Origin of the sequence: Enterobacter sp. BNK-34 (assembly GCF_048684445.1) — a bacterium.
GTDB classification, from domain to species: domain Bacteria; phylum Pseudomonadota; class Gammaproteobacteria; order Enterobacterales; family Enterobacteriaceae; genus Enterobacter; species Enterobacter pseudoroggenkampii.
On the sequence record NZ_JBLQUA010000001.1, the window covers coordinates 1420898 to 1446147 of the forward strand.

The following is a 25250-nucleotide window of genomic DNA, read 5'->3' on the forward strand; positions in this document are numbered from 1 at the left end:
AAACGTTTGCGCAACGCTCGCACATTTTCACTTTTTCGTATCATTGTGGATAAGTCTGTGTGTAAAAAGGTATAAGGCGGGGTTTTGCTGTGGAATGCAGCAGTCAGTCATTTTTCTGTCATTTAGCGGTTGCGGCCTGCGGAGAACTCCCTATAATGCGCCTCCATCGACACGGCGGATGTGAATCACTTCACAAACAACCCGGTCGGTTGAAGAGAAAAAATCCTGAAATAACGGGTTGACTCTGAAAGAGGAAAGCGTAATATACGCCACCTCGCAACGGTGAGCGAAAGCCGCGTTGCACTGCTCTTTAACAATTTATCAGACAATCTGTGTGGGCACTCAAAGTGACATGGATTCTTAACGTCCTCGGACGAAAAATGAATACCAAGTCTCTGAGTGAACATACGTAATTCATTACGAAGTTTAATTCACGAGCATCAAACTTAAATTGAAGAGTTTGATCATGGCTCAGATTGAACGCTGGCGGCAGGCCTAACACATGCAAGTCGAGCGGTAGCACAGAGAGCTTGCTCTCGGGTGACGAGCGGCGGACGGGTGAGTAATGTCTGGGAAACTGCCTGATGGAGGGGGATAACTACTGGAAACGGTAGCTAATACCGCATAACGTCGCAAGACCAAAGAGGGGGACCTTCGGGCCTCTTGCCATCAGATGTGCCCAGATGGGATTAGCTAGTAGGTGGGGTAACGGCTCACCTAGGCGACGATCCCTAGCTGGTCTGAGAGGATGACCAGCCACACTGGAACTGAGACACGGTCCAGACTCCTACGGGAGGCAGCAGTGGGGAATATTGCACAATGGGCGCAAGCCTGATGCAGCCATGCCGCGTGTATGAAGAAGGCCTTCGGGTTGTAAAGTACTTTCAGCGGGGAGGAAGGTGTTGAGGTTAATAACCTCAGCAATTGACGTTACCCGCAGAAGAAGCACCGGCTAACTCCGTGCCAGCAGCCGCGGTAATACGGAGGGTGCAAGCGTTAATCGGAATTACTGGGCGTAAAGCGCACGCAGGCGGTCTGTCAAGTCGGATGTGAAATCCCCGGGCTCAACCTGGGAACTGCATTCGAAACTGGCAGGCTAGAGTCTTGTAGAGGGGGGTAGAATTCCAGGTGTAGCGGTGAAATGCGTAGAGATCTGGAGGAATACCGGTGGCGAAGGCGGCCCCCTGGACAAAGACTGACGCTCAGGTGCGAAAGCGTGGGGAGCAAACAGGATTAGATACCCTGGTAGTCCACGCCGTAAACGATGTCGACTTGGAGGTTGTGCCCTTGAGGCGTGGCTTCCGGAGCTAACGCGTTAAGTCGACCGCCTGGGGAGTACGGCCGCAAGGTTAAAACTCAAATGAATTGACGGGGGCCCGCACAAGCGGTGGAGCATGTGGTTTAATTCGATGCAACGCGAAGAACCTTACCTACTCTTGACATCCAGAGAACTTTCCAGAGATGGATTGGTGCCTTCGGGAACTCTGAGACAGGTGCTGCATGGCTGTCGTCAGCTCGTGTTGTGAAATGTTGGGTTAAGTCCCGCAACGAGCGCAACCCTTATCCTTTGTTGCCAGCGGTTAGGCCGGGAACTCAAAGGAGACTGCCAGTGATAAACTGGAGGAAGGTGGGGATGACGTCAAGTCATCATGGCCCTTACGAGTAGGGCTACACACGTGCTACAATGGCGCATACAAAGAGAAGCGACCTCGCGAGAGCAAGCGGACCTCATAAAGTGCGTCGTAGTCCGGATTGGAGTCTGCAACTCGACTCCATGAAGTCGGAATCGCTAGTAATCGTAGATCAGAATGCTACGGTGAATACGTTCCCGGGCCTTGTACACACCGCCCGTCACACCATGGGAGTGGGTTGCAAAAGAAGTAGGTAGCTTAACCTTCGGGAGGGCGCTTACCACTTTGTGATTCATGACTGGGGTGAAGTCGTAACAAGGTAACCGTAGGGGAACCTGCGGTTGGATCACCTCCTTACCTTAAAGAACCTGCCTTTGCAGTGCTCACACAGATTGTCTGATGAATGATGAACTTCTGAATGTACTTTTGAGTGCATTAAGAAGTTTTGCTCTTTAAAAATCTGGATCAAGCTGAAAATTGAAACGACACATCTTTAAGGTGTGTTCGAGTCTCTCAAATTTTCGCAATCATGAAGTGAAACATCTTCGGGTTGTGAGGTTAAGCGACTAAGCGTACACGGTGGATGCCCTGGCAGTCAGAGGCGATGAAGGACGTGCTAATCTGCGAAAAGCGCCGGCGAGGTGATATGAACCTTTGACCCGGCGATGTCCGAATGGGGAAACCCAGTGCAATTCGTTGCACTATCGTTAACTGAATACATAGGTTAACGAGGCGAACCGGGGGAACTGAAACATCTAAGTACCCCGAGGAAAAGAAATCAACCGAGATTCCCCCAGTAGCGGCGAGCGAACGGGGAGCAGCCCAGAGTCTGAATCAGCTTGTGTGTTAGTGGAAGCGTCTGGAAAGTCGCACGGTACAGGGTGATAGTCCCGTACACGAAAATGCACAGGCTGTGAACTCGAAGAGTAGGGCGGGACACGTGGTATCCTGTCTGAATATGGGGGGACCATCCTCCAAGGCTAAATACTCCTGACTGACCGATAGTGAACCAGTACCGTGAGGGAAAGGCGAAAAGAACCCCGGCGAGGGGAGTGAAAAAGAACCTGAAACCGTGTACGTACAAGCAGTGGGAGCACCTTCGTGGTGTGACTGCGTACCTTTTGTATAATGGGTCAGCGACTTATATTCTGTAGCAAGGTTAACCGTATAGGGGAGCCGAAGGGAAACCGAGTCTTAACTGGGCGTTAAGTTGCAGGGTATAGACCCGAAACCCGGTGATCTAGCCATGGGCAGGTTGAAGGTTGGGTAACACTAACTGGAGGACCGAACCGACTAATGTTGAAAAATTAGCGGATGACTTGTGGCTGGGGGTGAAAGGCCAATCAAACCGGGAGATAGCTGGTTCTCCCCGAAAGCTATTTAGGTAGCGCCTCGTGAACTCATCTTCGGGGGTAGAGCACTGTTTCGGCTAGGGGGCCATCCCGGCTTACCAACCCGATGCAAACTACGAATACCGAAGAATGTTATCACGGGAGACACACGGCGGGTGCTAACGTCCGTCGTGAAGAGGGAAACAACCCAGACCGCCAGCTAAGGTCCCAAAGTCATGGTTAAGTGGGAAACGATGTGGGAAGGCACAGACAGCCAGGATGTTGGCTTAGAAGCAGCCATCATTTAAAGAAAGCGTAATAGCTCACTGGTCGAGTCGGCCTGCGCGGAAGATGTAACGGGGCTAAACCATGCACCGAAGCTGCGGCAGCGACACTATGTGTTGTTGGGTAGGGGAGCGTTCTGTAAGCCGTTGAAGGTGTGCTGTGAGGCATGCTGGAGGTATCAGAAGTGCGAATGCTGACATAAGTAACGATAAAGCGGGTGAAAAGCCCGCTCGCCGGAAGACCAAGGGTTCCTGTCCAACGTTAATCGGGGCAGGGTGAGTCGACCCCTAAGGCGAGGCCGAAAGGCGTAGTCGATGGGAAACAGGTTAATATTCCTGTACTTGGTGTTACTGCGAAGGGGGGACGGAGAAGGCTATGTTAGCCGGGCGACGGTTGTCCCGGTTTAAGCATGTAGGCGGAGGTTCCAGGTAAATCCGGTACCTTTTAACGCTGAGGTGTGATGACGAGGCACTACGGTGCTGAAGTAACAAATGCCCTGCTTCCAGGAAAAGCCTCTAAGCATCAGGTAACATCAAATCGTACCCCAAACCGACACAGGTGGTCAGGTAGAGAATACCAAGGCGCTTGAGAGAACTCGGGTGAAGGAACTAGGCAAAATGGTGCCGTAACTTCGGGAGAAGGCACGCTGATATGTAGGTGAAGCCCCTGCGGGTGGAGCTGAAATCAGTCGAAGATACCAGCTGGCTGCAACTGTTTATTAAAAACACAGCACTGTGCAAACACGAAAGTGGACGTATACGGTGTGACGCCTGCCCGGTGCCGGAAGGTTAATTGATGGGGTTAGCGGTAACGCGAAGCTCTTGATCGAAGCCCCGGTAAACGGCGGCCGTAACTATAACGGTCCTAAGGTAGCGAAATTCCTTGTCGGGTAAGTTCCGACCTGCACGAATGGCGTAATGATGGCCAGGCTGTCTCCACCCGAGACTCAGTGAAATTGAACTCGCTGTGAAGATGCAGTGTACCCGCGGCAAGACGGAAAGACCCCGTGAACCTTTACTATAGCTTGACACTGAACACTGGTCCTTGATGTGTAGGATAGGTGGGAGGCTTTGAAGCGTGGACGCCAGTCTGCGTGGAGCCGTCCTTGAAATACCACCCTTTAATGGCTGGTGTTCTAACGTAGACCCGTGATCCGGGTTGCGGACAGTGTCTGGTGGGTAGTTTGACTGGGGCGGTCTCCTCCCAAAGAGTAACGGAGGAGCACGAAGGTTAGCTAATCCTGGTCGGACATCAGGAGGTTAGTGCAATGGCATAAGCTAGCTTGACTGCGAGAGTGACGGCTCGAGCAGGTGCGAAAGCAGGTCATAGTGATCCGGTGGTTCTGAATGGAAGGGCCATCGCTCAACGGATAAAAGGTACTCCGGGGATAACAGGCTGATACCGCCCAAGAGTTCATATCGACGGCGGTGTTTGGCACCTCGATGTCGGCTCATCACATCCTGGGGCTGAAGTAGGTCCCAAGGGTATGGCTGTTCGCCATTTAAAGTGGTACGCGAGCTGGGTTTAGAACGTCGTGAGACAGTTCGGTCCCTATCTGCCGTGGGCGCTGGAGAATTGAGGGGGGCTGCTCCTAGTACGAGAGGACCGGAGTGGACGCATCACTGGTGTTCGGGTTGTCATGCCAATGGCACTGCCCGGTAGCTAAATGCGGAAAAGATAAGTGCTGAAAGCATCTAAGCACGAAACTTGCCCCGAGATGAGTTCTCCCTGAGACTTTAAGTCTCCTGAAGGAACGTTGAAGACGACGACGTTGATAGGTCGGGTGTGTAAGCGCAGCGATGCGTTGAGCTAACCGATACTAATGAACCGTGAGGCTTAACCTTACAACGCCGAAGATGTTTTGGCGAAGAGACAGACACGATTTTCAGCCTTGATACAGATTAACAGAATTTGCCTGGCGGCTTTAGCGCGGTGGTCCCACCTGACCCCATGCCGAACTCAGAAGTGAAACGCCGTAGCGCCGATGGTAGTGTGGGGTCTCCCCATGTGAGAGTAGGGAACTGCCAGGCATCAATTAGAAGAACCCCGTACCGAAAGGTGCGGGGTTTTTTGCTTTTGTCTTTCCCCTTCCTTGAAACTTTCTCACCTTCGACTTGCAGACTCGACATTCAAACCATTTCTGGGTATCGTTAGCTATCTGGATGTCTAAACGTTTATACGTATGCTGTGAGGATATAAAGCTATGCCGATTCGGGTGCAGGACGAGCTACCAGCCGTCAATTTCTTGCGTGAAGAAAACGTCTTCGTCATGACGGCTTCGCGTGCGACAGGTCAGGAAATTCGCCCGCTGAAGGTGCTTATTCTCAATCTGATGCCAAAAAAGATCGAAACAGAAAACCAGTTCCTGCGTCTGCTGTCGAACTCCCCGCTGCAGGTCGATATCCAGCTGCTGCGAATCGACGCCCGTGAGTCACGTAACACGCCTTCTGAGCATCTGAACAACTTCTACTGCAACTTCGATGACATCCAGGGGGAAAACTTCGACGGACTGATTGTGACCGGCGCCCCGCTGGGTCTGGTTGAATTTAACGATGTCGCCTACTGGCCGCAAATCAAACAGGTGCTGGAGTGGGCAAAAGATCACGTCACGTCCACATTGTTTGTCTGTTGGGCGGTACAAGCCGCACTGAATATTCTCTATGGCATCCCCAAGCAAACCCGCACTGAAAAGCTCTCCGGCGTATACGAACACCATATTCTCCATCCACATGCGTTGCTGACGCGCGGGTTTGATGATTCTTTCCTGGCCCCGCATTCTCGCTACGCTGACTTCCCGGCCCAGCTGATTCGTGATTACACCGATCTGGAGATCCTGGCCGAAACGGAAGATGGAGATGCTTATCTGTTTGCCAGCAAGGATAAACGCATTGCATTCGTAACCGGGCATCCTGAGTACGATCCGCATACCCTTGCGTCAGAGTATTTCCGTGATGTCGAAGCAGGTCTCAATCCGGATGTCCCGTACAACTATTTCCCGAAAGACGATCCGCAAAACAAACCGAGAGCAACCTGGCGCAGCCACGGGAATTTGCTTTTTACTAACTGGCTCAACTATTACGTCTACCAGATAACACCATACGATCTGCGTCACATGAATCCAACGCTGGAGTAATCGTCTGCACTAAACGATCCTAAAGCGTTTCAGCTATTCAAATCAGGCACCTTCGGGTGCCTTTTTTATTTCCGAAATGTCACTCATCATTCTTTAAAACTTTAATTTCAATAAAATCAATCAATTAATTGCAATTTATAATTAAAATGGAAATTGTTTTTGATTTTAGAAAAAATAGAGATAGTCTTAATTCTGCTGAGCGAAAACTACCCAACGATCTTTCGTTCGCATCGGGGGCGTGATTTTGGATCTTTGATGAGGAGCAGAGTAATGACTCAACAGGCAACGACGGTCGATGAACTGGCCTTTACCCAGCCGTATGGCGCGCAAGAACAGCAAGTTTTGACGGCAGAAGCGGTAGAATTCCTGACTGAACTGGTGACCCGCTTTACGCCGCAGCGCAATAAGCTGCTGGCGGCACGTATTCATCAGCAGCAGGAAATTGATAACGGCAAGTTGCCTGGTTTTATTTCGGAAACCGCTTCCATTCGCCGTGGAGAGTGGAAAATCCGCGGCATCCCTGAAGATTTACAGGATCGCCGCGTTGAGATCACCGGTCCGGTAGAGCGCAAAATGGTGATCAACGCCATGAACGCCAACGTTAAGGTCTTTATGGCCGATTTTGAAGACTCGCTGGCGCCGGACTGGCGTAAGGTCATCGATGGACAGATCAACCTGCGCGACGCCGTAAACGGCACCATCAGCTATACCAACGAAGCCGGCAAAATATACCAGCTTAAACCGAACCCGGCGGTACTGATCTGTCGCGTGCGCGGGCTGCACCTGCCGGAAAAACATGTCACCTGGCGCGGTGAAGCCATTCCGGGAAGTCTGTTTGATTTTGCGCTCTATTTCTTCCACAACTACAAAGCCCTGCTGGCGAAGGGCAGCGGCCCGTATTTCTATCTGCCTAAAACGCAGGCCTGGCAGGAAGCGGCCTGGTGGAGCGAAGTCTTCAGCTATGCGGAAGATCGTTTCAACCTGCCGCGGGGCACCATCAAGGCCACGCTGCTGATTGAAACGCTGCCCGCCGTGTTCCAGATGAATGAAATTCTGCACGCCCTGAGAGACCACATTGTCGGCCTGAACTGCGGACGCTGGGACTATATTTTCAGCTACATCAAAACCCTGAAAAACTATCCCGATCGCGTGCTGCCGGATCGCCAGGTCGTGACCATGGATAAACCGTTCCTGAGCGCCTACTCGCGTCTGCTGATCAAAACCTGCCACAAGCGCGGTGCCTTTGCGATGGGCGGCATGGCGGCATTTATCCCGAGCAAAGACGCAGAACGCAACAATCAGGTGCTCAACAAGGTGAAGGCCGACAAAGAGCTTGAAGCCCGTAACGGTCACGACGGCACGTGGATTGCCCATCCCGGCCTGGCCGATACGGCGATGGAGGTTTTCAACCGCGTACTCGGTGACAATAAAAACCAGCTGTTTGTCACGCGCGAAGAGGATGCCCCAACGGCTGAAGAACAGCTGCTTGCTCCGTGTGCGGGCGAGCGGACGGAAGAGGGCATGCGTGCCAATATTCGCGTCGCCGTGCAATACATCGAAGCGTGGATCTCCGGCAACGGCTGCGTGCCGATCTACGGCCTGATGGAAGATGCCGCGACGGCAGAGATCTCACGTACCTCCATCTGGCAGTGGATCCACCATCAAAAAACGCTCAGCAACGGCAAGCCGGTGACCAAATCTCTGTTCCGCCAGATGCTGGCCGAAGAGATGCGGGTGATCCAGGACGAGCTGGGCGAACACCGCTTCAGCAGCGGGCGTTTTGACGACGCTGCGCGCCTGATGGAGCAAATCACCACATCAGATGACTTAATCGACTTCCTGACCCTGCCGGGCTACCGCTTCCTGGCGTAACTCACCACATAACAATATGGAGCATCTGCACATGAAAACCCGTACCCAACAAATCGAAGAGTTAAAGAAAGAGTGGACACAACCTCGCTGGGAAGGCATCCGCCGTCCTTACAGCGCGGAGGAAGTGGTGAAATTACGCGGCTCGGTCAATCCGGAATGCACGCTGGCGCAAAATGGCGCGGCGAAAATGTGGAAGCTGCTGCACGGTGGCTCTAAAAAAGGCTACATCAACAGCCTCGGCGCGCTGACCGGCGGTCAGGCGCTGCAGCAGGCGAAGGCCGGTATTGAGGCGATTTACCTCTCCGGCTGGCAGGTCGCGGCGGACGCCAACCTGGCCTCCAGCATGTACCCGGATCAGTCGCTCTATCCGGCTAACTCCGTGCCGTCGGTTGTGGATCGGATCAACAATACCTTCCGCCGTGCGGATCAGATCCAGTGGGCTGCCGGTATCGAACCTGGCGATCCGCGCTTTATTGACTACTTCCTGCCGATCGTCGCGGATGCGGAAGCGGGCTTCGGCGGCGTGCTGAATGCCTTCGAGCTGATGAAATCGATGATTGAGGCCGGTGCAGCGGCCGTTCACTTCGAAGACCAGCTGGCGTCAGTGAAGAAATGCGGACACATGGGCGGTAAGGTGCTCGTTCCTACCCAGGAAGCCGTGCAGAAGCTGGTTGCCGCGCGTCTGGCTGCTGACGTGCTCGGCGTGCCGACGCTGGTGATTGCCCGTACCGATGCCGACGCGGCTGACCTGATCACCTCTGACTGCGACCCGTACGATAGCGAATTCATCACCGGCGAGCGTACCAGCGAAGGCTTCTACCGCACACATGCCGGCATTGAGCAGGCGATCAGCCGCGGCCTGGCGTACGCGCCGTACGCGGACCTGGTCTGGTGTGAAACCTCCACGCCGGATCTGGCGCTGGCAAAACGCTTTGCCGACGCCATCCATGCGAAATACCCGGGCAAACTGCTGGCCTACAACTGCTCGCCGTCCTTCAACTGGCAGAAAAAGCTGGATGACAAAACGATCGCCAGCTTCCAGCAGCAGCTGTCCGACATGGGCTACAAATACCAGTTCATTACTCTGGCAGGCATCCACAGCATGTGGTTTAACATGTTCGACCTGGCGCACGCCTACGCGCAGGGTGAGGGCATGAAGCACTACGTTGAGAAGGTGCAGCAGCCGGAGTTTGCCGCGGGTAAAGACGGCTACACCTTCGTGTCTCACCAGCAGGAGGTGGGAACCGGCTACTTTGATAATGTGACCACGATTATTCAGGGCGGCACCTCCTCCGTCACCGCCTTAACGGGTTCAACGGAAGAAGCACAGTTCTAATCTTTTCCCCCCTCTCCCCTCTGGGGAGAGGGTTGGGTAAGGGGAATATATGTCGCGTGGCCTGGAATTACTGATTGCCCAAACTATTTTGCAGGGCTTTGATGCCCAGTATGGTCGTTTTCTTGAAGTGACATCCGGCGCGCAGCAGCGCTTTGAACATGCAGACTGGCATGCGGTTCAGCAGGCCATGAAGCAGCGTATCCATCTCTATGATCACCACGTGGGTCTGGTGGTGGAGCAGCTGCGCTGTATTACCGACGGTAAAAGTCCCGACGCGGAATTTTTACTGCGCGTGAAGGAGCACTACACCCATTTGTTACCCGACTACCCTCGCTTCGAGATTGCGGAGAGCTTTTTCAACTCCGTCTATTGCCGGTTATTTGACCACCGCTCATTATCTCCTGAGCGGTTATTTATCTTCAGCTCCCAGCCCGAGCGGCGCTTTCGAACCATCCCACGTCCGCTGGCGAAAGATTTCTTTCCCGATCGCGGATGGGAAAAGCTCCTGCACCGCGTGCTAACGGATTTGCCGCTGCGCCTGCCCTGGGAGAATAAAACCCGGGATATCGGCTATATCTACGCCCATCTCAATGAAGCCTTCGGCGCGGAGGTGCTCAGCCACAGCCATTTACAGGTGGCCAACGAGCTTTTCTACCGCAATAAAGCCGCCTGGCTGGTGGGCAAACTGATTACGCCAACCGCCATTGTGCCGTTTCTGCTGCCGATTCACCGTACCGACGACGGGGAACTGTTTGTCGATACCTGCCTGACCACCGGCGCCGAGGCCAGCATCGTGTTTGGCTTCGCCCGCTCTTATTTCATGGTGTACGCCCCGCTGCCTGCCGCGCTGGTGGAGTGGCTGCGCGAGATCCTGCCGGGAAAAACCACCGCCGAGCTGTATATGGCCATTGGCTGCCAGAAGCACGCCAAGACGGAAAGCTACCGGGAGTACCTGCGCTATGTCACCACGGCCGATGAGCAGTTTATCGAAGCGCCAGGCATTCGCGGTATGGTGATGCTGGTCTTTACGCTGCCGGGTTTCGACCGGGTCTTTAAGGTGATTAAGGACAGATTCGCCCCGCAGAAAGAGATGACCGCCGCGCACGTTCGCGCTTGCTATCAGCTGGTTAAAGAGCACGATCGCGTCGGGCGCATGGCGGATACTCAGGAATTCGAAAACTTTGTGCTGGATAAACAGCAGATCGACCCGGCGCTCATGGCGCTGTTGATGCAGGAAGCGCCCGCGAAAATCACCGATCTGGGTGACAAAATCGTGATTAGCCATCTCTATATTGAGCGCCGCATGGTGCCGCTGAATATCTGGCTTGAGCAGTCCGAAGGTCAGGCGCTGCGGGATGCCATTGAAGAGTACGGCAACGCGATTCGCCAGCTTGCCGCCGCCAATATTTTCCCGGGCGACATGCTGTTTAAAAACTTCGGCGTCACCCGACACGGGCGGGTGGTGTTCTACGATTACGACGAAATTTGCTACATGACCGAAGTGAATTTCCGCGATATCCCACCGCCCCGCTACCCGGAAGATGAGCTTTCCAGCGAGCCGTGGTACAGCGTCTCGCCGGGCGATGTGTTTCCCGAAGAGTTTCGTCACTGGCTGTGTGCCGATCCGCGCATCGGACCGCTATTCGAAGAGATGCATGCCGATCTGTTTCGCGCCAGCTACTGGCGCGGACTGCAAACGCGGATCAAAAACGGGCACGTGGAAGATGTGTATGCATACCGCCGCAAGCAGCGGTTTTGCATCCGCTTTTCTCCCTCTCCCTGAGGGAGAGGGCCGGGGTGAGGGCATCAGGTCACACTCAATTTTAACGAATTCCACCGTACGCCAGCGTCACCTCTTTCGCCGCCTTAATCACCAGCGCACCGAGCTCGGTCACGCGGTCGTCGGTCATACGCGAAATCGGCCCGGAGATAGAGATGGCGGCAAACGGCTCGCGGTGCTCGTCAAAAATGCAGGCCGCGAGGCAGCGCAGGCCCAGGGCATGTTCTTCATCATCAAACGAATAGCCGCGCTTGCGGGTCAGGGCCAGGTCTTCTTTCAGATGCACGGGCGACACCAGGGTGGCGTGGGTATAGGCGTGCAGCCCTTTACGGTGCAGCAGCCCCGTCACCTGCTCCTCGCTCAGCTGCGAGAGAAATGCTTTCCCCGCCCCGGACGCGTGCATTGGCAGCTTACCGCCAATCGGCGCGGACATGCGCATCAGCTGCGTACACTGTACCTGGTCGATGATAATCGCCTGGTGATCGCTCTGGTCCAGCACCGCCAGATTCACGGTCTCGCCCGACTCTTCCATCAGCTTGCGCAGAATCGGATGCACAATCGCCAGCAGGTTGCGGCTCTGCAGGAAGCTGCTGCCAACGATAAACGCATGCGCGCCCACCGCCCAGTGTCCCAGCTCGCCCACCTGGCGGACAAAACCCAGCTGCTGCATGGTAGTCAGCAGGCGGTGTGTTGTGGAGTTCGGCAGGCCAGCCTGCTGGGCCAGCTCCGTCAGGGCCACGCTGCTGTGCGACTCGGCTATCCACTCCAGCAGCTTCAGACCGCGCGTGAGCGATTGAACCTGTCCGCCCTGTTGTGCGGCGGCGGTGGTGGCAGCAGGTTTTCTGCCGCGTTTAGCGGGAACGGTCGCGACCATGACGATCTCCTTTTTCTGTATCGTGGAAATCATTTTCGTTTTATTTGGTGAATTTGCAACCGTTATCCTGACTGATCGGAGGAGTGATGGTGAACATGTCTCATGTTACCCCTGAGCGGCTTTTCCACCCTGCGAGATTGTGCCAGTATGGAACGCAGCCTTTTGGCCTTGTTGAGCGTTGTCGGGAGCAAGTGTGAGCAGCAAAGTAGAGCAACTGCGTGCGCAGTTAAATGAACGAATTCTGGTGCTGGACGGCGGCATGGGCACCATGATCCAGAGCTATCGTCTGAGTGAAGACGATTTCCGCGGCGAGCGCTTTGCCGACTGGCCATGCGACCTGAAAGGAAACAACGACCTGCTGGTGCTCAGCAAGCCGTCCGTGATTAAGGATATCCACAACGCCTACTTCGAAGCGGGTGCGGATATCGTTGAAACCAACACCTTCAACTCGACAACCATCGCCATGGCGGATTACCAGATGGAATCCCTGTCGGCGGAAATTAACCTGGAAGCCGCGAAGCTGGCGCGCGCCTGCGCCGACGAGTGGACGGCCCTCACGCCGGACAAGCCGCGCTACGTTGCCGGGGTGCTTGGCCCGACGAACCGCACCGCGTCGATTTCACCGGACGTCAACGACCCGGCGTTTCGTAACATCACCTTTGACCAGCTGGTCGCCGCCTACCGCGAATCGACCAGAGCGCTGGTGGAAGGCGGCTCCGACCTGATCCTGATTGAAACCGTATTCGACACCCTCAACGCCAAAGCCGCAATTTACGCGGTGAAAGAGGAGTTTGAGGCGCTGGGCGTTGACCTGCCGATCATGATTTCCGGCACCATCACCGACGCCTCCGGCCGCACCCTGTCCGGTCAGACAACCGAAGCGTTTTATAACTCCCTGCGCCACGCCGAAGCGCTCTCCTTTGGCCTTAACTGCGCGCTGGGGCCGGATGAACTGCGCCAGTACGTGCAGGAGCTGTCACGTATCGCGGAATGCTACGTCACCGCCCACCCGAACGCCGGTCTGCCGAACGCGTTCGGTGAATACGATCTCGATGCCGACACCATGGCGGCGCAAATCCGCGAGTGGGCCGAGTCTGGCTTCCTGAACATTGTCGGCGGCTGTTGCGGCACCACGCCGGAGCACATCGCGGCCATGAGCAACGCCGTCGCCGGACTGCCGCCGCGCAAGCTGCCCGAGCTGCCGGTTGCCTGTCGCCTTTCCGGACTCGAGCCGTTGACCATTGGCGACGATAGCCTGTTTGTGAACGTGGGTGAGCGTACGAACGTCACCGGTTCCGCGAAGTTTAAACGCCTGATCAAAGAAGAGAAGTACAGCGAAGCGCTGGACGTCGCCCGCCAGCAGGTGGAAAGCGGCGCGCAGATTATCGATATCAACATGGATGAGGGGATGCTCGACGCCGAAGCGGCGATGGTGCGTTTCCTCAACCTGATCGCCGGTGAGCCGGACATCGCCCGCGTGCCGATCATGATTGACTCCTCCAAATGGGAAATCATCGAAAAAGGGCTGAAGTGCATTCAGGGTAAAGGCATCGTCAACTCTATCTCGATGAAAGAGGGCGTTGATATCTTTATCCACCACGCGAAAATGGTCCGCCGCTACGGTGCCGCCGTGGTGGTCATGGCCTTTGACGAAGTGGGCCAGGCGGATACCCGCGAGCGCAAAATCGAGATTTGCCGCCGCGCGTACAAGATTTTGACCGAAGAGGTGGGCTTCCCGCCGGAAGACATCATCTTTGACCCGAACATCTTCGCCGTGGCGACCGGCATCGAAGAGCATAATAACTATGCCCAGGACTTTATCGGCGCGTGCGAGGACATCAAGCGCGAGCTGCCGCATGCGCTGATTTCCGGCGGCGTATCGAACGTGTCGTTCTCGTTCCGCGGTAACGACCCGGTGCGTGAAGCGATCCACGCCGTGTTCCTCTACTACGCCATCCGCAACGGCATGGACATGGGGATCGTTAACGCCGGACAGCTGGCGATTTACGACGACCTTCCTGCCGAGCTGCGCGATGCCGTCGAGGACGTGATCCTTAACCGCCGCGACGACGCCACCGAGCGCATGCTGGACCTGGCGGAGAAATACCGCGGCAGCAAATCGGATGAGGCGGCAAACGTTCAGCAGGCCGAGTGGCGTTCCTGGGACGTGAAAAAGCGTCTGGAATACTCGCTGGTTAAAGGCATTACCGAATTTATCGAGCTCGATACCGAAGAGGCGCGCCAGCAGGCAGCCCGCCCGATTGAGGTGATTGAAGGCCCGCTGATGGACGGCATGAACGTGGTCGGCGATCTGTTTGGCGAAGGCAAAATGTTCCTGCCGCAGGTGGTGAAATCCGCCCGCGTGATGAAGCAGGCGGTGGCGTATCTTGAGCCCTACATCGAAGCCAGCAAAGAGAAAGGATCCAGCAACGGCAAGATGGTCATTGCCACCGTGAAGGGCGACGTGCACGACATCGGCAAGAACATCGTCGGCGTGGTGCTGCAGTGCAATAACTACGAAATTATCGACCTCGGCGTGATGGTCCCGGCGGATAAAATCCTCAAGACCGCGCGCGAAGTGAACGCCGACCTGATTGGCCTCTCCGGCCTGATTACGCCGTCGCTGGACGAGATGGTTAACGTGGCGAAGGAGATGGAGCGTCAGGGCTTCACCATTCCGCTGCTGATTGGCGGGGCGACCACCTCCAAAGCGCACACGGCGGTGAAAATCGAGCAGAACTACAGCGGGCCGACGGTGTACGTGCAGAACGCCTCGCGCACCGTGGGCGTGGTCTCCGCGCTGCTCTCTGACACCCAGCGCGACGAGTTTGTTGAACGCACCCGTAAAGAGTACGAAACCGTCCGCATCCAGCACGGCCGTAAGAAGCCGCGCACCCCGCCTGTTTCACTCCAGGCGGCGCGCGACAACGATCTGGCCTTTGACTGGTCGAGCTATACGCCGCCGGTCGCGCATCGCCTGGGCGTTCAGGAGGTCAGCGCCAGCATCGAGACGCTGCGCAACTACATCGACTGGACGCCGTTCTTTATGACCTGGTCGCTGGCGGGTAAATATCCGCGCATCCTGGAGGATGAGGTGGTAGGCGAGGAGGCGAAGCGCCTGTTCAAAGATGCCAACGACATGCTCGACACGCTGAGCGCAGAGAAAACCCTCAACCCGCGGGGCGTGGTGGGGCTGTTCCCGGCGAACCGCGTGGGTGACGACATTGAAATTTATCGCGATGAAACCCGCACCTACGTATTGGCAGTCAGCCGCCATCTGCGCCAGCAAACCGAGAAAGTGGGCTTTGCCAACTACTGCCTGGCCGATTTCGTCGCGCCGAAGTTAAGTGGTAAAGCCGACTATATTGGCGCCTTTGCGGTAACCGGCGGTCTGGAAGAAGATGCGCTGGCGGACGCGTTCGAAGCGCAGCACGATGATTACAATAAAATCATGGTGAAAGCGATTGCCGACCGCCTGGCGGAAGCCTTCGCAGAGTACCTCCACGAGCGCGTGCGTAAGGTGCACTGGGGCTACGCGGCGAACGAAAACCTCAGCAATGAGGATCTGATCCGCGAAAATTACCAGGGCATTCGACCGGCACCGGGATACCCGGCCTGCCCGGAACACACCGAAAAAGGCACCATCTGGCAACTGCTGGACGTAGAAGCGCATACAGGTATGAAGCTCACCGAGTCGTTCGCCATGTGGCCGGGCGCGTCAGTCTCAGGCTGGTACTTCAGCCATCCGGACAGCAAGTACTTCGCCGTGGCGCAGCTGCAGCGGGATCAGATCGAAGATTACGCCTTGCGCAAAGGGATGAGCGTATCAGAAGTGGAGCGCTGGCTGGCCCCTAATCTCGGCTACGACGCCGACTAAAATCACTTTTCCTTACAACAAACAGGGCACCTCAAGGGTGCCTTGTCTCTTTCTTACGCTTAACCCCTTATACTGAACCTATGGAAAACGAATAATGATAAGGAGGAAAACCTTCCGTGCTGACCCTGTTACATCTGCTCTCTGCAGTCGCACTGCTCGTATGGGGCACCCATATCGTCCGTACCGGCGTAATGCGCGTATTTGGCGCGCGCTTACGTACCGTTCTCAGCAGCAGCGTTGAGAAGAAGCCGCTCGCCTTCTGCGCGGGTATTGGCGTAACGGCACTGGTTCAGAGCAGTAACGCCACAACCCTGCTTGTCACCTCCTTTGTGGCGCAGGATCTGGTGGCGCTGGCCCCGGCGCTGGTCATTGTGCTGGGTGCGGATGTAGGTACCGCGCTGATGGCGCGTATCCTGACGTTCGATCTCTCCTGGCTGTCACCGCTGCTGATTTTTATCGGCGTGATCTTCTTCCTCGGCCGCAAACAGACGCGGGCCGGCCAGCTTGGACGCGTGGGGATTGGCCTGGGGCTGATCCTGCTGGCGCTGGAGCTGATTGTGCAGGCGGTCACCCCTATTACCGAGGCCAACGGCGTTCAGGTCATCTTCGCTTCCCTGACCGGGGACATCATGCTCGACGCGCTGATTGGCGCGGTGTTTGCCATCGTAAGCTACTCCAGCCTGGCCGCCGTGCTCCTGACGGCCACGCTCACCGCCGCCGGGGCGATCTCCTTCCCGGTCGCGCTGTGCCTGGTGATCGGTGCCAACCTCGGCTCGGGCCTGCTGGCGATGCTCAATAACAGCGCGGCCAACGCCGCCGCCCGCCGCGTGGCCCTCGGCAGCCTGCTGTTTAAGCTGGTGGGCAGCCTGATTATCCTGCCCTTTATCCACCCGCTGGCGAACCTGATGGACAACCTCCCGCTGCCGAAAGCGGAGCTGGTGATCTATTTCCACGTGTTCTACAACCTGGTGCGCTGCCTGGCGATGGTGCCTTTTGCCGGGTCGATGGCCCGCTTCTGCGAACGCCTCATTCAGGACGAACCGGAGCTGGATGCGCGCCTGAAACCGAAGCACCTGGATACGTCTGCGCTGGATACCCCGGCGCTGGCGCTGGCGAATGCCGCGCGCGAGACGCTGCGCATGGGCGACGCGATGGAAACCATGCTCGAAGGCCTGCAAAAGGTGATGCACGGCGAGCCGCGTGAAGAGAAAGAGCTGCGCAGGTTAGCTGACGATATCAACGTGCTCTATACCGCCATCAAGCTTTACCTGGCGCGCATGCCGCAGGACGAGCTGGCGGAAGAGGAGTCCCGCCGCTGGGCGGAAATTATCGAGATGTCGCTTAACCTTGAGCAGGCTTCGGATATCGTTGAACGCATGGGCAGCGAGATCGCCGACAAATCCCTTGCCGCGCGTCGTGCGTTTTCAGGTGAAGGCCTGAAGGAGCTGGAAGCGCTGCACGAACAGCTGGTCAGCAACCTCAAGCTGGCGATGTCGGTATTCTTCTCCAGCGATGTGCCGAGCGCGCGCCGCCTGCGCCGCAACAAGCATCGTTTCCGCATTCTTAACCGCCGCTACTCGCACGCCCACGTTGAGCGTCTGCACCAGCAGAACGTGCAGAGTATCGAAACCAGCTCACTCCACCTGGGACTGCTGGGGGATATGAAGCGCCTCAACTCATTGTTCTGCGCGGTGGCGTACAGCGTGATGGAACAGCCGGATGAAGATGACCAGCGGGATGAGTATTAATCTCTGAAAGCGCCTCGCAAAACCTTGTTGCGAGGCGTGACACCTTATCAAGCGCCATTTACCCTTCAGACCTTACGTTTTTTAGGGAATAGAAAATGGTCGTTTATTACGCTACACTTCGCCAATTCATGCGCATTCCGATGGGGGTTTTCATGCGCACTACTCATGGCATTAAAAAATCAGTCAACGTGTCGTTAGCACCTGAAATCCTTGAAGAGGCGCGACGGCTTAAACTTAATCTCTCTGCTGTGCTCACGACTGCACTGCAGGAGCAGTTTCGTGCGCATCAGCGTGCAGAGTGGTTAGCAGAAAATAAAGCTTCTATCGAGGCCATTAACCAATGGGTTGATGAAAACGGCTCCTTTAGTGACTTTCAGAGGTCGTTCTGATGGAGCAATATTTTGCTTATGAGAATGAAGGAAAGGGGAAAACTGCCTATCCCTGGCTAATCAATATGCAGCATCCCGTGGCTAATGTGATGAAGCATGTTCTGGTCGCCCCCGCAGTTGAACTTAGCCATCTGGGAGGCATTCAGCCACCTGCGAAAGTGTGCCCTGTCGTTGAGATAGCGGGTAAACCCTGTGTGGTAATGATGCACATGATGGCAGGCATATCGCCAAAAGAGTTAGGCGAGCGTGTCGCCGATCTTACGCAAAACCGGGCTTCATTGCGGGATGCACTCGATTTTTTGATCAACGGTTACTAACACTTTTTTGTCAGCCGCAAGGTAAGGTATATTTCGCCCTTCACAGGAGAAACTATGCTGCCAACTCAATCAACCCGATTAAACAAATACATTAGCGAGAGCGGGATCTGCTCACGTCGCGAGGCTGACCGTTACATTGAACAAGGTAATGTGTTTCTTAACGGCAAACGCGCCACCATCGGCGATCAGGTGGTGCCTGGCGATGTGGTTAAAGTGAATGGTCAGCTCATCGAACCGCGTGATGCTGAAGACCTGGTGTTTATCGCGTTGAACAAACCGGTTGGGATTGTCAGCACCACGGAAGACGGTGAGCGGGACAACATCGTTGATTTCGTGAACCACAGCAGCCGTATCTTCCCGATTGGCCGTCTGGATAAAGACTCTCAGGGGCTGATTTTCCTCACCAACCACGGCGATCTGGTCAACAAGATCCTGCGTGCCGGTAACGATCACGAGAAAGAGTACATTGTGACGGTGAATAAGCCGGTCACGGACGACTTCATTCGCGGTATGGGCGCCGGTGTGCCGATCCTTGGTACCGTTACGAAAAAGTGTAAGGTGAAGAAAGAAGCGCCGTTCGCGTTCCGCATTACCCTGGTGCAGGGCTTAAACCGCCAGATCCGCCGCATGTGCGAACATTTCGGTTATGAAGTGACGAAGCTTGAGCGCACGCGCATCATGAACGTCAGCCTGTCCGGCATTCCGCTGGGCGAATGGCGCGACTTAACGGACGACGAACTGATCGAGCTGTTCAAGCTTATCGAGAATTCCTCGTCCGAAGCGAAGCCGAAGGCCAAAGCCAAACCGAAAACCCAGGCGATTAAGCGCCCGGTGGTGAAGGCGCCGCAGGCGGAAGAGAAAGGGCGCGGCAAGCCGGGCAACGGAAAACGCTTTACCCAGCCGGGGCGCAAAAAGAAAGGGCGCTGATTAGCGCCTTCCACGGGTAGACGTTGTGGCCGACCAGGAAAAGGTCGCCTCTGCATCCGGTTTATAAGCCTGCTCTTTTTTCAGCTTGCGGGCTTTTTTCGCCGCGGCGTCACGCTGCGCCATCAGCTTATCGATGTACTCTTTTTTCACCTGATTGGTTTCGGCGTTCGTCAGCGTGCGGCCATGTGCGATACGGGCGCGGTCGAGAAGCGTTTTCAGTTCGCGCTGCTCGGCTTCGGTCATGTCTTTCTGGGTCAAACGTGGTGTAGCCATTGCTGAAGCCTCCTGAGAGAGAGGCTTCAGTGTAAAGCAAGCAGCGTAAATTAACCCTGCTTCACCGCATCTTTTTTTGTTTGTTCATCAATCGGTTTGCCGGACCAGTAGCCCGCCAGCAGCGAGCCGGAGAGGTTGTGCCAGACGGAGAACAGCGCGCCAGGCAGGGCCGCCAGCGGGGAGAAGTAAATTTTACCAAGCGCCGCCGCCAGGCCGGAGTTCTGCATCCCTACCTCGATTGCCAGCGTGCGGCAGGTCGATTCGTCGAAGCCAAACAGTCTCCCGCCCCAGTAGCCGCCCAGCAGACCAATGGTGTTATGCAGCACCACCGCGACGATCACCACAAAGCCTACGGAAGCAATGTGCGAGGCGGAGCCCGCTACCACGGCGCTGATGATCGCCAGAATACAGACCATCGAAAATGCGGGCAGGTATGGCTCAACGGCCTTCACCACGCGCGGGAAAATATGGTGAATGGCCAGCCCCACCGCAATCGGGATCACCACGATTTGCAGAATGCTCAGCAGCATGCCCATCACGTCCACCTGAATATGCGCATCCACGTACAGGCGGGTTAACAGTGGCGTGGCAATCACACCCACCAGCGTGGAGACGGACGAGATAGTGACGGAGAGCGCCACGTCGCCTTTCGCCAGATAGATCATGACGTTGGACGCCGTGCCGCTGGCCACGCTGCCCACCAGCACCATCCCGGCGGAAAGGTCGGGCGGCATCTTAAAGGCCATCGCCAGCAGCCACGCCGCGAGCGGCATCACCAGGTAGTGCAGAAATATTCCTGCCGCGACGGGCGCTGGGCGAGACAGCACGCGTTTGAAGTCGTCGACTTTCAGATGCACGCCCATACCGAACATGATCAACATCAGCAGCGTGGTGACCCATGGACCAATACCGGTGAACGCGGTGGGCGTGTAATACGCGAGTACGGAGAGCAGCAGCGCCCATAACGGGAACAGCCGCGTAATAGCGGATAACATAATGATTTCCTTGCGATGAATGTTGTATGTGTTTGTTATAAAAAGCCGGGATCGAGCCCGGCTATAGTTATTGTTTATCGCGTAAGGAAGTAATATTCAAATGAATTATGACCGGATGCTTTCCCAGCTCAGACTAAAGCGAGCCAGATATTTGCGCAGTCGGTCGGCGTCGTTAGGATTGGCTTTTTTGAGCCGTGAAACGGCAAACAGCTCACGACCGGCTTCAGACAACGATGCGCTGCGGCGACATACCTCCAGCACCGTTTCAAGTTGCCGCTGGTCAAAGAGGTCAATCTCCATGTCAGTTGCAGGCTGCGTCACGTCAGTTTGCCAGTCGGTCTGAAGACGTGAGATCTCCTCCAGCACCAGATCCTGAGTAATACGCCCTCGTTCCGCCAGCGTCGCCATGCGTGCGACGCTGGCGCTCAGTTCGCGAAAGTTGCCCCGCCACAGCGCCCTGCTGGAACAGGCAAAGGCCAGATAGCCTTCGCGCGCCTCTTTATCGAAGCGGATTTGCGTCTGGGTTTCGCGAGAGAAACGTTGAAGTTCGTAGTCGACATTCGGCGTTATGTCCTCTTTCCGTTGGGCAAGGCCTGGCAAGGCAAAGCTCCACATATTAATACGGGCATAGAGATCTTCACGAAAACGTCCCTCGGCCACCCACTGGCGCATATCACGGTGGGTTCCGGCGATAAGTTGAAAATCGCTGTGAACTTCTTTATCGGAGCCAAACGGGAAAAAAGTTTTCTCTTCAATGGCTTTGAGCAGCATCGCCTGTTCATCCAGGCCTAGTTCGGCAATCTCGTCGAGGAAAAGGACGCCGCCATCGGCTTCACGCAGCAGGCCGCTGCGCGCCGACAGTGCGCCGGTAAAGGCTCCTTTCACATGGCCGAACAGCGTGGACATGGCGTTATCACCGCGCAGGGTCGCGCAGTTGACGGAAACCAGCTTGCCGGAAACTTGATGGCGTGACTGCTTAAGCTGATAAATACGGTTCGCGAGGAACGACTTGCCCGCGCCGGTGGGGCCGGTCAGCAGGATCGGGGCTGTTGAACGTAGCGCCACGCGTTCAATCTTGTCGATAAGAGTGTTAAAGGTGGCATTTCGCGTATCAATGCCCGCTTTCAGAAATGAGATTGACTGCTGCTGCTCGCGCTGAAAACGGTTGGTAAGGGTCGTGTAGCGGCTTAAATCCAGGTCGATAATTGAGTAAGTTCCGGCTGCAGTCTCCTCACCAGAGGCTTCTTTTCTGGCAGGGCCAGTCTGCAAAAGGCTGGCGGGAAGATAGCGGGCTTCCGTCAGCAGGAACCAGCAGATCTGCGCCACATGCGTGCCGGTGGTGATGTGGACGAAATACTCTTCGTGATCGGTATCAAAAGTATACTGGGTGGCGAAATCGAGAAACGCGGCATAAACCTCTTCGAAATCCCACGGGTCTTCAATGATTACCGTGCTGGGACGCACCTCGGTGTGGGGGGAAACCAGCACAATATCTTCCGCCAGTTGCTGAGCCATGCCGAGATCTCGCGGTTGATGTAGCAGCTCCAGTCTGTCGACCGGGAAATCCGGCTGTTGGCACAGCCCGACGGTCGGTCGCCATTTGCGAAAGCGATTAGCCCGCTTTCCCCGTTTATCCATCACGGTGCCAAGCACCCCGATCACCACCTTCCGCTTCTTTATATTTATCCAGAAAGATAATTGTCGATATAACAGGATAAAAAATGTTGAGCCGAACGACAATGCATGAAAAGCCTGATAAATAAAAAAACATTAATTATCAATAAAATAAAAAAATAAAGCGGCGATTTTTGTTTTTGGCACGCTTCTGGCAATACAGATAATGTCACGACGTTGAGCACACTGGGGGTTAAGGCCCCGTCGGCGCACCAGGAACGGCAAGGCTGTTTTCCGGGGGCGTTCCGTCAACCAATGACAGAAAGAAGGGTTCGATTCCCGATTCATTCTCCCAATGAAAACTGGTTGTAAACATCAAAGTAAAAACGGGGGATTGCGCAGTCAGCAATCCCAATGAAGGTCGCCGGTAATGGCGCCGGATCGCAGGCGAAAAGGCATTCCCCTGTGATTTCGTGCCTGCACCCGCGCCTGACTTTAAGGAATATAAAATGGCTAAAAAAATCACGATAAAAAAAGGTCAGTTAGGACTGGTAGCAAAAGCTGGCGATTATTACCGGGTACTGGAGGCGGGTGAACACCGTCTGGGTTGGTTCAATACTGACGACGTGCTGGTGGTGAGCCAGGATGGCAGCGAGGTGCCGGGTGCGCTGGCGGATTATCTGCGCCGCTTTCAGCCTGACTGGGTGGTACGTTACTGCCTGGCGGTTGATCTTACTGCGGATGAAATCGGGGTGTTATCGAACAACGGCGTATTGCAGGAGATTGTGCCGCCTTGTACACGTCGTCTGTACTGGCAGCAGGATGCGGCGTTGAGCCTGCGAAGAATTGATACCCGCGATGTGCGGGTGCCGGAGGACGTGATGAATGCTGCTCTGCAGCCGCGTCGCAATGGCGCGGTAAAAGGGCGCGACGCGATGCTGGTCGTACAGGTGCCTGCCTGGCACGTCGGGGTGGTGAAAATCGACGGAGAAATTCAGGCACTGTTACCGCCGGGACTGACGGCATACTGGAAAATTAACCATCTCGTCGAGGCAGAGGTAGTGGATACGCGCCTTCAGGTAGTAGAAGTGAGCGGGCAGGAGATCCTGACGAAGGACAAAGTTAACCTGCGCCTGAACCTGGCGGCTAACTGGCGCTACAGCGACGTGCTGCAGGCCTGCGGACAGCTTACGAAACCGCTGGAACATTTGTACCGCGAACTCCAGTTCGCACTGCGTGAGGCGGTCGGCACCCGCACGCTCGATGAGTTACTGGAAGATAAGCAGATCATTGATGAGGTGGTCAGCAAACAGGTGCAAGGCCGCCTGTCATCCTTTGGAATGGAAATTGCGTCGCTTGGGGTAAAAGATATTGTTTTACCTGGTGATATGAAAACGATTTTATCCCGTCTGGTAGAGGCCGAAAAATCGGCCCAGGCGAATGTTATTCGCCGACGTGAAGAAACGGCGGCGACACGATCGCTGTTAAACACCGCAAAGGTGATGGAGAACAACCCGGTGGCGCTGCGTTTAAAAGAGCTGGAAACCCTGGAAAGGGTCGCGGAGCGTATCGACAAAATTTCAGTATTTGGTGGCCTGGACCAGGTATTACACGGCCTTGTTAACCTGAAAGGATAACGCAATGCAACAGAATGATTTTGAATTACTGACAGCGCCAAACGGCGCCCCGATCAAAATGTGGACTCACGGTGTGCCCGTGGAGCCAGAGGCACAAGCGCAGTTACTGAATACCGCAAAGATGCCGTTTATTTTCAAACACCTTGCGGTGATGCCCGACGTTCATCTCGGTAAAGGCTCAACCATCGGCAGCGTGATTCCGACCAAAGGGGCAATTATTCCTGCGGCGGTTGGCGTGGATATTGGTTGCGGGATGATTGCCGTTCGCACGTCGCTGGCGACCGGTGATTTGCCGGATAATCTCAGCGGTTTACGTAGCGCCATTGAACAGGCAGTACCGCATGGGAGAACCAATACGCGTTCTCGACGTGATAAAGGCGCGTGGGAAACGCCACCGAAAGAAGTGGACGATCGCTGGTGGGTGCTGGCCCCACGTTTTAAACAACTCACGGATAAATACCCGCAGTTGCTGAAAACCAACAACTATCAGCATCTGGGCACGCTGGGTACCGGAAACCACTTTATTGAAATTTGCCTCGATGAGCAGCAGCGCGTCTGGGTGATGTTGCACAGCGGCTCGCGCGGCGTAGGAAACGCCATCGGTAATGTGTTTATCGCCCTGGCACAGCAGGATATGCAGCATCACCTGGGACATCTGCCGGATAAAAATCTGGCCTATTTTCAGGAGGGGAGTCGTCACTATGAGGACTACATCGAGGCGGTGGAGTGGGCGCAGGATTTTGCCCGCCACAATCGGGAAGTGATGATGTCGCGCGTGCTGGCGGCGCTCTCTCGCGAAGTGACTAAGCCCTTTATTACGCAGCAGGAGGCGGTTAACTGCCATCATAACTATGTGCAGAAAGAGCATCACTTTGGGGAAGAGGTACTGATCACGCGCAAAGGTGCGGTGTCGGCGCAGAAAGGGCAGATGGGGATTATTCCGGGCTCAATGGGCGCAAAGAGCTTCATCGTGCGTGGCCTCGGCAACGAGCAAAGCTTCTGTTCCTGCAGCCACGGCGCTGGGCGAGTGATGAGCCGAACGGCGGCAAAAAAACGCTATACCCTTAGCGACCATATTCAGGCGACCTCTCACGTAGAGTGTCGCAAAGACAATGAGGTGATCGATGAAACGCCGATGGCCTATAAAGACATTGATGCCGTGATGGTCGCGCAATCGTCGCTGGTGGAGATCGTTCACACCCTGCGTCAGGTCGTGTGTGTAAAAGGATAA

15 protein-coding genes and 3 rRNA genes are annotated in these 25250 nt (G+C 55.5%); 14 read left to right on the forward strand and 4 right to left on the reverse strand.

What is annotated here, in order from left to right:
• The first annotated feature begins 448 nt into the window (after nucleotides 1–448).
• The 7 genes from ACMGG5_RS07020 (at nucleotide 449) to aceK (ending at nucleotide 11371) form a co-directional block, all read left to right on the forward strand.
• A 16S ribosomal RNA gene (locus tag ACMGG5_RS07020) occupies nucleotides 449–1988 on the forward strand.
• Nucleotides 1989–2187: 199 nt separating this feature from the next.
• Nucleotides 2188–5091 (forward strand): 23S ribosomal RNA (locus tag ACMGG5_RS07025).
• Between the two features lie 70 nt (nucleotides 5092–5161).
• Nucleotides 5162–5277: ribosomal RNA gene (gene rrf / locus ACMGG5_RS07030) — 5S ribosomal RNA — on the forward strand.
• The 16S, 23S and 5S rRNA genes sit together here, the layout of an rRNA operon.
• Before the next feature lie 173 nt (nucleotides 5278–5450).
• Entirely contained in the window at nucleotides 5451–6380 is a 930-nt protein-coding gene (metA, locus tag ACMGG5_RS07035; RefSeq protein WP_024906663.1) for a homoserine O-acetyltransferase MetA, read from the forward strand.
• A gap of 270 nt (nucleotides 6381–6650) precedes the next feature.
• Complete coding sequence (gene aceB / locus ACMGG5_RS07040; protein WP_420277645.1) at nucleotides 6651–8252, forward strand: malate synthase A; 1602 nt, start codon at nucleotides 6651–6653, stop codon at nucleotides 8250–8252.
• Nucleotides 8253–8283: 31 nt separating this feature from the next.
• Entirely contained in the window at nucleotides 8284–9588 is a 1305-nt protein-coding gene (aceA, locus tag ACMGG5_RS07045) for an isocitrate lyase (protein WP_024906665.1), read from the forward strand.
• A gap of 49 nt (nucleotides 9589–9637) precedes the next feature.
• Nucleotides 9638–11371 carry a bifunctional isocitrate dehydrogenase kinase/phosphatase gene (aceK, locus tag ACMGG5_RS07050; protein ID WP_420277646.1) on the forward strand — a complete coding sequence of 578 codons (1734 nt, stop codon included), beginning with the start codon at nucleotides 9638–9640 and terminating at the stop codon, nucleotides 11369–11371.
• A 40-nt stretch (nucleotides 11372–11411) separates the two neighbouring features.
• Here aceK and iclR read toward each other — a convergent pair whose 3' ends face one another.
• Complete coding sequence (iclR, locus tag ACMGG5_RS07055) at nucleotides 11412–12242, reverse strand: glyoxylate bypass operon transcriptional repressor IclR (RefSeq protein ID WP_045888359.1); 831 nt, start codon at nucleotides 12240–12242, stop codon at nucleotides 11412–11414.
• A 193-nt stretch (nucleotides 12243–12435) separates the two neighbouring features.
• Between iclR and metH the strand changes: the two genes are divergently transcribed.
• The 5 genes from metH to rluF all read left to right on the forward strand — a co-directional run bounded on the left by metH (nucleotide 12436) and on the right by rluF (nucleotide 19500).
• Entirely contained in the window at nucleotides 12436–16119 is a 3684-nt protein-coding gene (gene metH / locus ACMGG5_RS07060) for a methionine synthase (RefSeq protein ID WP_420277647.1), read from the forward strand.
• 116 nt (nucleotides 16120–16235) lie between these two features.
• Nucleotides 16236–17867 (forward strand): Na/Pi cotransporter family protein, encoded by a 1632-nt coding sequence (locus ACMGG5_RS07065; protein ID WP_420277648.1) that lies wholly within the window; start codon nucleotides 16236–16238, stop codon nucleotides 17865–17867.
• A gap of 95 nt (nucleotides 17868–17962) precedes the next feature.
• Nucleotides 17963–18256, forward strand: coding sequence for a type II toxin-antitoxin system CcdA family antitoxin (locus tag ACMGG5_RS07070; RefSeq protein ID WP_420277649.1), 294 nt, complete (start codon nucleotides 17963–17965; stop codon nucleotides 18254–18256).
• A complete protein-coding gene (locus ACMGG5_RS07075) occupies nucleotides 18256–18573 on the forward strand; it encodes a CcdB family protein (protein WP_029740630.1) in 318 nt (105 codons plus the stop codon). Before ACMGG5_RS07070 ends, ACMGG5_RS07075 begins: the two co-directional genes overlap by 1 nt.
• A gap of 54 nt (nucleotides 18574–18627) precedes the next feature.
• Nucleotides 18628–19500 carry a 23S rRNA pseudouridine(2604) synthase RluF gene (gene rluF, locus ACMGG5_RS07080; protein ID WP_420277650.1) on the forward strand — a complete coding sequence of 291 codons (873 nt, stop codon included), beginning with the start codon at nucleotides 18628–18630 and terminating at the stop codon, nucleotides 19498–19500.
• Here the strand turns inward: rluF and ACMGG5_RS07085 are convergent, their stop codons facing one another.
• From ACMGG5_RS07085 to rtcR, 3 genes are all read right to left on the reverse strand, one after another.
• Nucleotides 19501–19773 carry a DUF3811 domain-containing protein gene (locus tag ACMGG5_RS07085; protein WP_023309994.1) on the reverse strand — a complete coding sequence of 91 codons (273 nt, stop codon included), beginning with the start codon at nucleotides 19771–19773 and terminating at the stop codon, nucleotides 19501–19503.
• A 50-nt stretch (nucleotides 19774–19823) separates the two neighbouring features.
• On the reverse strand, nucleotides 19824–20768 hold the full coding sequence (gene panS / locus ACMGG5_RS07090; RefSeq protein ID WP_420277651.1) for a ketopantoate/pantoate/pantothenate transporter PanS: 945 nt from the start codon (nucleotides 20766–20768) through the stop codon (nucleotides 19824–19826).
• Between the two features lie 105 nt (nucleotides 20769–20873).
• Complete coding sequence (gene rtcR / locus ACMGG5_RS07095; RefSeq protein WP_420278609.1) at nucleotides 20874–22448, reverse strand: RNA repair transcriptional activator RtcR; 1575 nt, start codon at nucleotides 22446–22448, stop codon at nucleotides 20874–20876.
• A 443-nt stretch (nucleotides 22449–22891) separates the two neighbouring features.
• Between rtcR and ACMGG5_RS07100 the strand changes: the two genes are divergently transcribed.
• Entirely contained in the window at nucleotides 22892–24019 is a 1128-nt protein-coding gene (locus ACMGG5_RS07100) for a slipin family protein (protein ID WP_148770066.1), read from the forward strand.
• A gap of 4 nt (nucleotides 24020–24023) precedes the next feature.
• Nucleotides 24024–25250 (forward strand): RtcB family protein, encoded by a 1227-nt coding sequence (locus tag ACMGG5_RS07105; RefSeq protein ID WP_248166295.1) that lies wholly within the window; start codon nucleotides 24024–24026, stop codon nucleotides 25248–25250.